Here is a 370-nt window from a genome sequence, read left to right as displayed (position 1 = left end):
GGCGCTGTCCCAATTATGTGTTGGAAGGCTAATCTGGAAGTAGGTCATCACCGCGAGGACCTTCATCATGGATACGCCAGCCTTCCAACACCTGTTGTCCCTCTTTCCATTACTTACTCTGCGTCAGCGCCGTGTCGCTCAGCATGAGCTCGCCGCTCCACACCCGATTACGTCCCTCCATGCCCAGTTACCCACATGCTGCGGCTGTCCCCACTGCCAGGCGGATGCCACCCAGCTGGCCCCCTGGGGCTGGAGCCGTGGGCTGCGTCGTTACCGTTGTAAGCAGTGTCGGCGAACCAGCTCCCTCCTCACCAAGACGCCTTTGGCCAGATTACGTAAGGCTGAGCATTGGGAGGACTACGCCCAGGCT

At 60.0% G+C, this 370-nt stretch carries 1 pseudogene; it reads left to right on the top strand.

The features are described from left to right. Window positions 1-67 precede the first annotated feature (67 nt). Window positions 68-370, top strand: a pseudogene (locus J9892_RS22795) (IS1595 family transposase); the annotation flags it as partial.

This window comes from Aeromonas sp. Prich7-2 (assembly GCF_017939255.1).
GTDB lineage: Bacteria > Pseudomonadota > Gammaproteobacteria > Enterobacterales > Aeromonadaceae > Aeromonas > Aeromonas caviae.
Note: the sequence above shows the minus strand (reverse complement) of the source record. Positions and strands in the feature narration are given on the sequence as shown.